The organism is Bacillus sp. AK128, from assembly GCF_053903075.1.
On record NZ_CP096379.1, the window covers coordinates 3,626,163 to 3,638,965 of the forward strand.

16 protein-coding genes are annotated in these 12,803 nt (G+C 36.8%); 4 read left to right on the forward strand and 12 right to left on the reverse strand.

Annotated features, from left to right (window positions below):
- Positions 1-12 precede the first annotated feature (12 nt).
- The 9 genes from M1D60_RS18150 to M1D60_RS18190 all read right to left on the reverse strand — a co-directional run bounded on the left by M1D60_RS18150 (position 13) and on the right by M1D60_RS18190 (position 6,889).
- Positions 13-309: a rhodanese-like domain-containing protein gene (locus tag M1D60_RS18150; protein WP_456276240.1), complete on the reverse strand. Its 297-nt coding sequence runs from the start codon at positions 307-309 to the stop codon at positions 13-15.
- An 11-nt stretch (positions 310-320) separates the two neighbouring features.
- On the reverse strand, positions 321-683 hold the full coding sequence (locus M1D60_RS18155; protein WP_456276241.1) for a rhodanese-like domain-containing protein: 363 nt from the start codon (positions 681-683) through the stop codon (positions 321-323).
- Positions 684-703: 20 nt separating this feature from the next.
- Positions 704-1,183, reverse strand: coding sequence for a DsrE/DsrF/DrsH-like family protein (locus M1D60_RS18160; RefSeq protein ID WP_456276242.1), 480 nt, complete (start codon positions 1,181-1,183; stop codon positions 704-706).
- A gap of 56 nt (positions 1,184-1,239) precedes the next feature.
- Positions 1,240-1,467, reverse strand: coding sequence for a sulfurtransferase TusA family protein (locus M1D60_RS18165; protein WP_456276243.1), 228 nt, complete (start codon positions 1,465-1,467; stop codon positions 1,240-1,242).
- A 79-nt stretch (positions 1,468-1,546) separates the two neighbouring features.
- Complete coding sequence (locus M1D60_RS18170; protein WP_456276244.1) at positions 1,547-1,807, reverse strand: metal-sensitive transcriptional regulator; 261 nt, start codon at positions 1,805-1,807, stop codon at positions 1,547-1,549.
- 453 nt (positions 1,808-2,260) lie between these two features.
- Positions 2,261-3,730 carry a DHA2 family efflux MFS transporter permease subunit gene (locus tag M1D60_RS18175; RefSeq protein WP_456276245.1) on the reverse strand — a complete coding sequence of 490 codons (1,470 nt, stop codon included), beginning with the start codon at positions 3,728-3,730 and terminating at the stop codon, positions 2,261-2,263.
- A 263-nt stretch (positions 3,731-3,993) separates the two neighbouring features.
- A complete protein-coding gene (locus tag M1D60_RS18180; RefSeq protein WP_456276246.1) occupies positions 3,994-4,167 on the reverse strand; it encodes a hypothetical protein in 174 nt (57 codons plus the stop codon).
- A 258-nt stretch (positions 4,168-4,425) separates the two neighbouring features.
- Positions 4,426-5,031 (reverse strand): cupin domain-containing protein, encoded by a 606-nt coding sequence (locus tag M1D60_RS18185; RefSeq protein WP_456276247.1) that lies wholly within the window; start codon positions 5,029-5,031, stop codon positions 4,426-4,428.
- 184 nt (positions 5,032-5,215) lie between these two features.
- Complete coding sequence (locus tag M1D60_RS18190; RefSeq protein ID WP_456276248.1) at positions 5,216-6,889, reverse strand: hypothetical protein; 1,674 nt, start codon at positions 6,887-6,889, stop codon at positions 5,216-5,218.
- Positions 6,890-7,136: 247 nt separating this feature from the next.
- Between M1D60_RS18190 and M1D60_RS18195 the strand changes: the two genes are divergently transcribed.
- The 4 genes from M1D60_RS18195 to rnjA all read left to right on the forward strand — a co-directional run bounded on the left by M1D60_RS18195 (position 7,137) and on the right by rnjA (position 10,505).
- A complete protein-coding gene (locus tag M1D60_RS18195) occupies positions 7,137-7,628 on the forward strand; it encodes a hypothetical protein (protein WP_456279485.1) in 492 nt (163 codons plus the stop codon).
- Positions 7,629-7,922: 294 nt separating this feature from the next.
- Positions 7,923-8,105 carry a helix-turn-helix domain-containing protein gene (locus M1D60_RS18200; RefSeq protein ID WP_456276249.1) on the forward strand — a complete coding sequence of 61 codons (183 nt, stop codon included), beginning with the start codon at positions 7,923-7,925 and terminating at the stop codon, positions 8,103-8,105.
- Positions 8,106-8,109: 4 nt separating this feature from the next.
- A complete protein-coding gene (locus tag M1D60_RS18205; RefSeq protein WP_456276250.1) occupies positions 8,110-8,736 on the forward strand; it encodes a class I SAM-dependent methyltransferase in 627 nt (208 codons plus the stop codon).
- Positions 8,737-8,855: 119 nt separating this feature from the next.
- Positions 8,856-10,505 (forward strand): ribonuclease J1, encoded by a 1,650-nt coding sequence (gene rnjA, locus M1D60_RS18210; RefSeq protein WP_456276251.1) that lies wholly within the window; start codon positions 8,856-8,858, stop codon positions 10,503-10,505.
- Between the two features lie 129 nt (positions 10,506-10,634).
- Here the strand turns inward: rnjA and arsC are convergent, their stop codons facing one another.
- Genes arsC through M1D60_RS18225 form a run of 3 tightly spaced genes read right to left on the reverse strand, consistent with a single transcriptional unit; the run spans position 10,635 to position 12,739 of the window.
- Positions 10,635-11,054, reverse strand: coding sequence for an arsenate reductase (thioredoxin) (gene arsC / locus M1D60_RS18215; protein WP_456276252.1), 420 nt, complete (start codon positions 11,052-11,054; stop codon positions 10,635-10,637).
- A gap of 21 nt (positions 11,055-11,075) precedes the next feature.
- Positions 11,076-12,374, reverse strand: a complete 1,299-nt coding sequence (locus M1D60_RS18220; RefSeq protein ID WP_456276253.1) for an arsenic transporter — start codon at positions 12,372-12,374, stop codon at positions 11,076-11,078.
- Between the two features lie 14 nt (positions 12,375-12,388).
- Positions 12,389-12,739: an ArsR/SmtB family transcription factor gene (locus M1D60_RS18225; protein ID WP_456276254.1), complete on the reverse strand. Its 351-nt coding sequence runs from the start codon at positions 12,737-12,739 to the stop codon at positions 12,389-12,391.
- Positions 12,740-12,803: the final 64 nt, after the last annotated feature.

A 12,803-nucleotide genomic window follows, 5' to 3' on the forward strand; every position in this document is an offset into this window, starting at 1 on the left:
TATTAAAAAAATTTATTCGATTTCACCCTCCCAGGCAAGCATTCCACCTGTCATATTCGTAACATTATATCCATAGCTTTCGAGAAACTGAGTAGCTCGACCACTTCTTGCACCTGATCGACACACCATAATATACTCCTTGGATTTTTCTAATTCATTCATCCTAAACTCTAGCAGCCCTAGAGGGATATGAATGGCTCCAGGTATTTTACCAGTAGAAACTTCATCCACTTCTCTAACGTCAATGATATTTAGGCTTTTACCTTCTGTCATAAACTCGTCAATTTCTTTTGCAGTAAACTGCTTCAAGATAACCCCTCCTATTTCCAGGCACTCATTCCGCCTTTTACATTAGTTACGTTTGTAAAGCCAAGTTTTTTTAGTACCTTACTTGCTTTTTGGCTTCTCATTCCACTTTGACAGATCACAATGACTTCTTTTTCTTTTGAGAGCAATTGAATGGCCTGCTTGGAAAGTTCATGTAAAGGCATATTCTTAAATCCTGTTAAATGATTTCCTTTAAACTCCGTAGTGGTTCTGACATCAATAAATTGTTTATTCTTATCTTGTAATTCATTTTTCAACTCGGTTGTAGAAATCTGTCTAACTCCCTTCGCTGGTAATAAACGAGTAATCATGAAGAATCCAAATAGAGCTATGATCGCATATTGAATGATTTCCATATAAACCTTCCTCTCATGAACTAAATAAATAGATTTACATTCCCATCCTCAGCATCTGCTAAATAGGCTGCAACTCCCGCATAGTCAATTTCATCAAGCAGTTCTTCCTGCTGTAACCCTAACAAGTCCATTGTCATGGTACATGCAACTAGCTTTACATCCTGCTCTTGAGCCATATTAATCAACTCTGATAGTGGCAAGGCATTATGCTTCTTCATAACATCCTTAATCATTTTCGGACCAAATCCTGCAAAATTCATTTTTGAAAGTCCCATCTTTTCTGCGCCTCTAGGCATCATCTTACCGAACATTTTTTCCATAAATCCTTTTTTAACTTCAATATTTTCTTCTTTACGCAATGCGTTTAATCCCCAAAAAGTATGGAAAATTGTCACTTCATGATCATAGGCAGCTGCTCCATTTGCAATAATATAAGCTGCCATTGCCTTATCATAATCACCACTGAATAATACAATCGTTGTTTTTTTCTTTTCTAACATGATGTTCCCTCCACTCATTTGATTACCCACAGGGGTATAAAGAATTCCAAAAAAAATTAAGCTTTTTTTAACCAAAATTTAATAACTTCATTTTCTTCCTCAATCTTAAGTACTTCATGTCCACCTGATGCTGCCCAAGCTGTAAAATCTTTCTTTGCCCCTTTATCTGTCGTATGGATTTCAATGACCTGACCAGACTCTAGTTCAGTTATTGCCTTCTTTGTTTTTACGATTGGCATCGGACAAGCCAACCCTTTCACATCAACAAGTTTATTAACATTCATTTTACCTTCCTCCTTTAAATTAATTACCCTTACCCCTAAGGGTATATTATATGATATAAAAAAAGGTGTCAACCCTTTTTTATCTACTTTTGACAAGCAGGTTTACTGCTTCCTTAATTAGTTCATCAGCTTTTTGTCCCTTGCTTTCTGCTTCTAATACACACTCGACTAAATTGGAACTAACAATAACTCCAACTGTTCGATCTACTGCCGAACGTACAGCGGATAATTGGGTAATGACTTCTTTGCAATCTTTTCCTTCTTCCATCATTTTCAAAATCCCTCTAAGCTGTCCTTCCATCCGCTTCACTCTATTTTTCATTTGATCGTTGTATTCCACAGCTCTCAACTCCTTTCATTCGTTTTTATATAGTGTAAACAATAGATTTATTAATAGTTGACTCATATACTATTATACTCAATTTGAATAATGTATAAAGGTTTAGCTGTCCTACGAGATTAATAATATACCCCTATAGGTATAATGTCAAGTAGATAAAAAAATCAAGTTTCTACTATATGGAACTTCTAGTTAGCGTTTAGATATCAGCGTAAAAATCAAATATGTGCATATGTTTTTAAAACTGTGCAAATAAATTAAATTTCTGTGCAACTATGATTAAAATTGAGCATATATTTGGAATTTCGTGCATACGCCCCAATTCAGGACTAAACCTAGCTCCCTACCAAGTCAAATTTATGGAATTCCCCCCTGTAATCACAATATCAAAAAAAAAGAACAAGGGATTAATAATTCCCATGTTCTCTTTTGCAAGATTAATTACCAAGCATATTAACTTCCAGACACTTGTTGTTCGACTTTTACTCTTTTAATAAAGAAGCTAATAATCAACGCAACAACAGCAAAGCCAATTGCAAATAAGAAGGCATCTTGTACTCCAGCTGTAAATGCAAGCACTGGGTTGAGTGGATTTGTTACATCCGTAACATTATTCATGTAATCTGCTACTCCTGACGATAAAATCGAAATGGCTAGCGCTGTTCCAATTGCACCTGCTACTTGCTGCAGGGTATTCATAATGGCTGTGCCATCTGGGTAGAGCTCGGGTGGTAATTGATTCAAACCATTCGTCTGTGCTGGCATCATGATCATAGAAACCCCTATCATAATGATAATATGCATCGCAATTAAAAAGCCTGAGGATGTTTCAATGCTTACGGTCGAAAATCCTACTAATGACGCAATCACCAGAACAAGTCCAGGAATAACTAACCATTTAGGACCATAACGATCGAATAATCCTCCCATAATAGGTGAAAGGAGTCCGTTTATTATGCCTCCTGGCAGAAGCAGAAGTCCAGCTGTAAACGTACTTAAAGCTAGCGATGTTTGCAGGTACAACGGTAATAAAATCATCGTTGAAAGCAAGACCATCATACATACTAGAATTAATAACAGTCCTACTGTAAACATAGGATATTTAAATGCTCGTAAATTTAACATCGGTTGAGTCATTTTCGTTTGACGGATGCTAAATACTAGTAATGAAAGGATTCCGATGGTTATAGAGAATACCACAACTGGTTCTCCCCAGCCACCGCCTCCTTCACCAGCACTACTAAAGCCGTATACAATTCCACCAAACCCAATTGTAGATAAAAGAATCGATAAAATATCAATCCTTGGTTTTGTCGGAACCGTCACATTTTCCATAAAGCGTATGCCGAAGCCAAGCGCAAAAACTAATAACGGAAGTGAAATCCAGAAAATCCAATGCCATGAAAGCGTCTGAAGAATTAGTCCTGACAGTGTAGGTCCAACAGCAGGCGCAAACATGATGACTAACCCTAACATACCCATAATTTTTCCACGTTTATATGGCGGAACAATGATGAGAATCGTGTTGAACATTAATGGGAGCATGAGTGCCGTACCCATTGCCTGAATAACACGAGCTACCATTAAGACAGCAAAGGTTGGGGCAATGGCAGCTATAAAAGTACCAATAATCGAAAAGACAAGTGATAGAATAAATAATTGCCTTGTCGTAAACCACTGTAAAATAAGACCTGATACTGGAACAAGAATACCTAAGGTTAATAGATAACCTGTAGTCAGCCATTGTGCAGTCGTCTCTTCGATTCCGAAGTCCTTGATTAAACTACTTAATGCCATGTTTAAAGCCGTTTCACTAAATAAACCAATAAATCCAGCAATCAAGAAAGAGACTAGGATCGGAAGAACTTTATAAGAACCGACTTCCGTTCCTTTCGTGTTGGTACTTTGAGAGTCAATATTCATCTTTTTTCTCCTTTTTTGCTTTTAATTTAGAATCTACATTTCCCTAAAATCGGAAAAAGCATTACTGGTAACTATTCAGCAATGCACATTTTATTCCACAAATGTTTCTCTTGTTGCGAAAATCTGCCCTAAGACATTCTTTTTAAATACTCTCTTCGAAAAACAATTATAGTCCTATAATTTGTTCTTTGGAAGTTTTTTGACTTAAAGATTGATTATTTTTAACCCTGTAATAGAAAAACCTCCGACACCGGAGGAAATTCTCAATCAACCTTTCGAAATAGGAATAAAGAAACCAAACCAGATAATAGTGCTCCTCCAAGAGCAATATAGAAATGAGTTTCACTTGGGATCTCTGGATAATTATTAGTAAGTATTCTTAACCCCAAATAAAATACAATGACCATTATAGGGATGATTAAAATAAGCTTTTTCACGATGGCACTTCCTTTTGTTCTAAAAATTTATCTTACGTGACAATAAATTACTATACAGAAATTACGGTAAAATAAAAGACCCTATCATTATACTAGTAATTCTCTTCATCATCATAGATTTCTTGCGTATTATATAAAACCGCCGTCCTCTATCATAACAGCTTCCTAAGCCATCTTCCAAAAGCTTGTCCAAATTATCAAAGGCACGAAAAAAAGAAGAGGTTTAACTCTTCTCCCTTCTCTCCAAAAGTCCATCCGCTAATAAAAGCGGTAATTCCGTTCAGCAGCCATAGCCGCAGCTTTTGTTTCATGTACAGTGCCAAATGGATGCTCAGCTGGGGCATAAATCGAATACAGTTTTAGTGGTTTGCTCCCTGTATTTATTAGGTTATGCCACTTACCTGCTGGAATAAAGATCGCGTCATCTTCATACACCTTACGCTCGAAATCAAGTTGATTTTTACTGTCACCCATTAGCGTTACGCCTCTTCCTTCTTCAATTCGGATGAATTGATCAAGGTTTGGATGGATTTCTAAGCCAATGTCTTCACCAGAGTTAATACTCATTAGCGTTAATTGCAAATGCTTACCGGTCCATAAAGCCGTTCGGAAGTTTTTATTTTTCTTGGTCACCTCTTCCATATTAATAACAAATGGTCTCTTCCCATAATCTTTAATATTATTATTTCGGCTATACGTTCCCAACTGATGATTAGCCCAAGGACTTTGATTCACATAATTGACCCAATTGTATGGATCCAAACTGTTGTGGTGATTCCAGTTAGCATGAATATAGGGGTTCATGTTCCAATTACTTTGGATTGGGTTGTACCATTGATACTGGTAAAACGGTGGTTGATGCATTGCCTTCTCCTCCATCTTCTCTCCATTTATTTCCTCCTATCTTATGTAAATACCTAGTTATAGGTAAGTTAATTTGGAAATAATGGGCACAACAATAAGTTACAATTAAATTATGTAACAATCTTGAAATTTTTTTTCAAAACAAAAACCACTCAACAAGTTTATTGTTGAATGGTTTCTTTGGTTATTCTATACCTTCAATTTTTAGTTCCCTAACAGGAAGGAAATCTTCACCTGTATCTAGGTAACTGATTTCAACTGTATCTCCTTCTTGTAAATAGATCACAAGAGGTGAGCTTTCAGAAGATACGATAAAGTTTTGCCCCGTGTTTAACAGGAATGAAACAACAGTATAATCACCGACTTTTTCCTTATACACTCTTTCAATCGTACCGCTCATTTTCTTTTCCTCAGCATCGGAACTGCCATCTACTGAGCTGCCTCCTCTTTGGAGCGCAGTTTTATACTTTCGCAATGCTTCGTTTGGAGTATTGGCATAAACAGAGATCTCAGGATTTGCTGCTGAAACAATAAAATAGTTTTGCAAGAATCCATTTGAATCTAATACAGGTGCCAACCAGCTGGCTTCTCCGTAGAAGTTATATAGAATTGGCATAGCCCCATGCCACTTCTTTTCAATGAATTTCTTTTCAATAATTTGAAGTGCACCTTCTGAGTCCATATACGATTCTTCTAAATTACCAGAATAAAACGTAGCTTTTCCTGTTCTTGCGTTTGTTAGAGAGTAGCCTAACATAGAATCGACACCCTCTTTTGGACTTGTAAAGTCAGTGAAGTAATACATTTCTCCCTCTTCGTCAAAAATAGGGCTAACATTCGCTTCCGTTCCTTCATCAGAAGGCAATTTCACATCTGACTTTCCAAAGATACTGTTCCAAAAACCATGTACATATTTACCAAAATAACTGTTTTGTAAACTTACGGCTTCTGGAGATACGGCACCGTCGATATAGGCTGGTACATCAGATAAAGGATATAACTCTGTTGCCCCAGTTTCAGGGTTAACAACAGCCACTCCTTTGGCAACAAAGCCATTTCTTGCAGATACAAACTCACCAAAGGTTCGAATATACATAGGCGTTCCTTCATCATCCACCTCTAATTGTGGGTCCCCGTAGAAAATATGAGTCGGATATTCCATACGAATCTTTCTCTCAATATTTTTATGGAAGTACGCAGATGGAGCATAATTCATGTCTGCTTTCACAAAGACTGGGTTTGCAGAAGAATCGGTCGCACTTAATTTAAAATATCCCGGAATACTATCGCCGTTCAACCATTTGAAAAAGCCTGAGAATTCCACTGGCGCAATGTAAACAAATTCTCCATTGACCTTTTGGATTTGTAGATTACCAAGTTCATAATAGCTTGTATTTGGTACCTGGCCAAATGCTTTTCTCATTTTATTCCGTGCAAATTGAGGTGGTACACTTGCAGGAGTTTTTGTTTCATCAAATGCTTCAATTTCGGTTTGCTGGTCCATTTGAGATAATTCGTACTTCTCATTTGCATTCCATACTGTCGCTGTGAGCATATAGATAGCCAGAATAAGAGTTGCTGCAAAGAGACCAGCTTTAACCATTCGCTCTTTACCCGTAGCTAAAAGTGCACCTGCTCCCGTCATAAAGATTAGATAAATCCATAACGATGAAAAGTTCTGATCTAAATTACTTAAATAGTAAAAACCGAAAGTGATCGGAACGACTAGAGCTAGTGTAAAAATAAACCCTGTTTGTCTGAACCTATTCTTCTCTTTTTTCTTATTATTCATGAAGGGTGTCAATACAACTGCGGTAGCTAACCCAACAATGACTGAAAATAGTAATATATTCCCCATAGATGTTCTCCTTTCATAACTGCTTATTAGTTAATACGTGTAACTAGGTAAAAGGTTTCAAGTAAATATTCCCGCTTGCAATATATTAATACTCTTTTGATCGAATGTAATTATCTGCATTATACACAGTTAAACTCCTCCACCCCCATGAAAGACTAATTATGACTCCAATTTTGTTTTAATTTTTATTCCATTGAGGGGCATAATAATCAAAATTAACTGAACGGAGGGAACTACATTGAAAGTTATGAGGCGATATTCAAAATCATTATTACTCTTAATGATGCTCATTTCTTGGACTTCACTTCTCCTCTTTGGGAGAAATGATTTCAAAAGGTTTTTACCAGCTGGCTTATTTATGTTGGTTGTAGTAACCATAGAAGATCTTTTTGCCCAAAAACGGAAGTGGTGGGTATGGTATGAGAAGCTCTTTCCACAACTGTCTGGGATTACCCCATTTTTATTGGGACCTTTTTTTATTGGCTCTATGTGGATATTAAAACTTAGTTATGGCAAGTTCCTTAGGTACATTGTCATCAATCTTATGGTTGATTCACTATTCACTTATTTCATCATAGATCGTTTCAAGAAATTCCGAATCGGTGGATTAGTTCATTTAAAGAAAATCCAATTATCATCGTTGTTCTTCCTAAAATCTTTGCTTTTATATGGGTTTCAATCTTTAACAGAGAAAGCAAGAACTGTTGAACGTATTCCTGCTGAAAATACACAAATTTAGGATTGCTTTTACTAAATTAAATAACCAAAAGACCTAGCTCGGTCTTTTGGTCCCCCTCTTGTACTCTACAACTAGATCCGTTCCTCTAAAATCAACAAATAAACAATTTCTACTTTTCAGCATCTTCTTTAACAACCAAAATATGAATTTATCACATATTCTTACAGAGCCACTATTTTTAGTAAGACATTATAACCGAGTCTTTTATAACCATTTATAATTTATTATAACTTTGACTAGTTGGGTCACTTTAAATATAATAAATTATAATATCTTTAAATGGAGGTCTCTCCAATGGACCAAGAAATCATGACTGTATCACAAGTAGCAAAATATCTTCAAATCAGCGAAATGACCACCTATAAACTCGTACAAGAAGGAAAAATCCCAGGCTTTAAGGTTGGTCGACACTGGAGAGTCAAAAAAGAAGACTTATCAGAGTTCATCGAAAAGCAAAAAAAAGGTGAACGGTTTTGAAGCGGTGAATACATTGATAGATAATACAGATGAAAGAGTTATTCCCGAACTAATGAAGCATACAAACCCTTCATTACTCGAACATGTTGCCCGGTATCAGTTTGCCCTTGAATATGTGCGTGGAAACGTTCTAGATTTTGCTTGTGGGGCAGGATATGGAACGCACATGATGGCAAAAACAAGAAAGAAAAATATCCACAAAGCAATTGGAATTGATGTAGACCAAGCCACGATTTCGTATGCAAAGCAAACCTACTATCACCCTTTGGTTACCTATCAACATGAAAATGCAGTGGATCCCCGTTTACCTGAGAAACTGGGTACATTTGATACAATTACTAGTTTTGAGACGCTTGAGCATGTCCAAGAAGAAGAACAATTTTTATCTAATATCTATAACATGTTAAACCCAAATGGAACTTTGGTGATTTCAACTCCTTTTGGTCAAGGACGAGGGAAACCGTGTGGCTCACCGTTTCATGTACACCAATTGACGATCACAGAATTTATGGACCTTTTTCATTCATACAAAGATGTGTCATTTTACGGACAAAATGGTGTACTCATTGAACCATTAGAATCTGGTAGAACAGAGCATTTACCAATTGGGATTGCTGTTTGTAAAAAGTAGAAACCCCTTTTTTCCCCTGTTCCTTCTAAAATTCCGCATCTATAAATGAACCAAAATAAAAAGCACTTATGAATATGTAGAACAAGACAATAAATAATGGTTAATTAACTGGAGGATTTATGGTAGAAATAGAAAATCAATCTATAAAAATTATTCCGTTGGGTGGATTAGGGGAAATCGGCAAGAATATGTATCTAGTTGAATACGACAATGAGTTAGTCATCATTGATGCTGGAATTAAATTTCCGGATAATGAATTATTTGGGGTAGATTATATCATTCCAAATTATTCGTATCTAATTGAAAATTCTAATAGAATCAAAGGAATTTTTATCACTCATGGTCATGAAGATCACATAGGTGGAATTCCATTTTTACTAAAACATGTACAAATCCCCATTTATGCAGGGAAACTAGCGCTTGGTTTTATTAAGCATAAACTTGAGGAACACAATCTTCTGAGGGAATCTACATTGCATGTAATATCAGAAGAAGATTGTATCTCTTTTGAAAACCTGAACATTTCGTTCTTTAGGACCACTCATAGTATTCCTGACTCCTATGGAATAGTCGTCAACACCCCATTAGGAAATATTGTACATACAGGCGATTTTAAATTTGATCTCACCCCAGTTGGTAAGGAACCAGATTTAATTCGCATGGCGGAAATTGGTGCTAATGGCGTTTTATGTTTGTTATCAGATAGTACAAATAGTGGGGTTCCTGGTTTCTCTATTTCTGAGCGACAAATTAGCCAAACAATCTTGGAGATTATCAAGAACCAAACAGGTAGAGTGATATTTGCTACTTTTGCTTCTAACGTCTACAGGCTTCAACAAGTTGTAAAAGCTTCAGTAGAAACGAATCGAAAAGTTGTTGTCATGGGTAGAAGTATGGAGAGGGCGATCTCTCTCGGAATTGAATATGGTTATATTGACGCACCAAAGGAGACCCTTATTTCTCCTTATGAACTTAAAAAATATCCGGCTGACAAAGTTACTATCCTATGTACTGGTAGTCAGGGTGAACCGTTTGCAGCACTTTCTAGAATAGCAGAAGGAAGACACCGACATATTGAAATCATGAACGGAGATACCGTGATCTTCTCCTCTTCTCCTATCCCAGGAAACGGGTTAAGTGTTAACCGTGTAATTAATAAGTTGTCACGTGCAGGCGCAGAGATCATTCATCATAAATTAACCAATATCCATACATCTGGTCATGGTGCACAAGAAGAATTAAAATTAATGATTCGATTAATGAAACCAACTTATTTTGTCCCCATCCATGGGGAATACCGGATGCAAAAGGCTCATCAAACTTTAGCAATGCAATGTGGAATAGCTGAACCAAATACATTTATTCTAGATAATGGTGATGTTCTATCTTTTACGTCTAATTACGTCTCAATTACTGATAAAATTCCTGCTAACCCTGTTTATGTGGACGGAAATGGAATTGGAGATGTCGGTAGAGCTTTAATTAAAGAAAGAAAAGTTCTTTCTGAGCATGGGATGATTTCCATTTTCATGCTAAGAACGAACGGAGTGGTTGTAAAAACCCCTCAGATCATTTCAAGAGGATTCGTCTATATTCGCCAGTCAGAGGAATTAATGGAGAACATTCGGGGACAGATTACTCCACTTCTTAGTGTAAAAAAGAGTCGCTATGATCTTGAAAAGGAGATTAAGGAGACTTTATCTACCTTTATCTATGAGAGGTTAAGAAGAAATCCAATCATAATCGTAAAGGTAATGGATGTAGATTGAAAATACCCTCCAGATGAAGGACAAGATATCAATATTTATGTAGAAAAAAGACAGGTTTCCCTGTCTTTTTTCTATGCCTCATGATATACACTTGAAGAGCTACCTTTGGCACGTTGGGTTTACTCTGCTCTACTTCCCAGTCTCCGCAAACTGCTTAATGCGGTCTCCAATCTCATCCCGTACACGTTGGAAGAATGCCCACTTTTCTTCTTCTGTTCCCTCTGCCTTTGCTGGGTCATCAAATCCCCAGTGTTCCCGATTAACATGTGGTGGTGTTACTGGGCAATGGTCGGCTGCATGTCCACAAAGTGTTACTACTAAGTCTGCTTTGTTTAGAATTTCCGGATCAATGGTATCAGATGTTTGATTAGAAATATCAATTCCAGCTTCTTTCATTGCTTTAAACGCATTCGGATTTAATCCATGTGCTTCTAGCCCGGCACTCTTTACATCCCATCCCTCACCTAAATGATGTTTGGCCCAACCTTCAGCCATTTGGCTTCTACAAGAATTTCCTGTACATAAGAAATAGATTGTTTTTTTTGACATATGAATAGCTCCTTTTATTGTTTAGTGTATAATGAGCAACCAAATATATAGACCAACAAGCGTAATAAACAATGTTGGGATGGTTAAGATTATTCCTACTTTAAAATAAGTTCCCCAGGATATTTTGACTCCTTTGAGAGATAAAACATGTAACCATAAAAGAGTGGCTAAGGATCCAATTGGGGTAATTTTAGGTCCAAGGTCTGAACCAATTACATTGGCATAGATAAGTGCCTCCCTGGTAACTCCTGAAGTATTGGTATCAGCAATAGCCAAGGCATCAATCATGACAGTCGGCATATTGTTCATAACCGATGAAAGAATAGCGGCAATGAAGCCCATACCAATCGTAGCAGCAAACAAACCTTGATCTGCTGTCACTTGGATTACATCCGTTAGCAGATTCGTTAACCCTACATTTCTTAATCCGTATACGACTACATACATACCAATGGAAAAGAAGACAATAGCCCAAGGTGCACCTTTTACGACTGTCGCAGTGTTAACGGCTGGGCTTCTTCTAGCCATGATTAAGAAGAAAATCGCTACAATACCTGCAATAAATGATACTGGTACTCCAATAAATTCACTAGCAAAGTAGCCTACCAATAGGATACCAAGAACAATCCAGGAGAGACGGAACATCTTATGATCACGAATCGCCTCCGACGGTACCTTTAAGTCTGATAACTGGTATTGACGTGGCAAACTTTTACGAAAATATAGAAATAACACTAAAATACTGGCTACTAATGAAAAGAAATTGGGTATGATCATTCTAGACGCGTATTCAACAAAGCCAATTCCAAAAAAGTCAGCTGAAACGATGTTCACAAGATTACTAACGACTAATGGTAAACTGGTTGTATCTGCGATGAATCCACTTGCAATGATAAATGGAAAAACCATCTTCTCTTCAAGTTTTAGATTTCGAACCATTGCTAATACGATTGGAGTTAAGATAAGTGCTGCTCCGTCATTGGCGAAAAAGGCTGCAACTAAAGCTCCGAGTATAGATACATAGATAAACATCTTGATTCCATTTCCCTTTGCAGCTCTTGCCATATGAAGGGCAGACCATTCAAAAAATCCAATCTCATCAAGAATAAGTGAAATAATAATAATGGCAATAAATGCTAATGTTGCATTCCAAACAATTGAAGTTACGTCGACCACATCATTGAAATCAACGACTCCAACGATTAATGCGAGGATCGCTCCTCCACAGGCAGACCATCCGATGGAAAGGCCTTTTGGCTGCCATATAACTAAAACTAATGTAAGTAAAAATATAAAAGATGCTAAAACGATTGAAGTCACTCTTTTTCCCCCTACTACGAATCACAAGAAATTCGTAATCCTTGTTCTTCTAACTCTTGTAATTTAAATTGTTGATCGGGAAGCTGCTGAAGTATAGTTTGAACGAAAGGATAAAATTCACCCTCTTTATGCAGAGAGTATATAATCCATTGACCTCTTCTCGTTTCCCTTACAATGCCTGCATCCTTGAGTTTCCTAACATGCTGGCTTATAGCTGGTTGACTTGCTTTGAAGATTTCTACAAACTCACATACACAACAATCACTGGAGTCCAATATTTTGACCATAGTCAGTCTGGTTTTATCACCAAGAAGTTTTAAGATGGTGGCAGCCTTATCAATTTCTAATGTATTTGATCCTTGCATGAATACACCTCCATTTTTGCCATACTTCCATGTTTAATAATATGCTCAAATCATTAAACAAAAC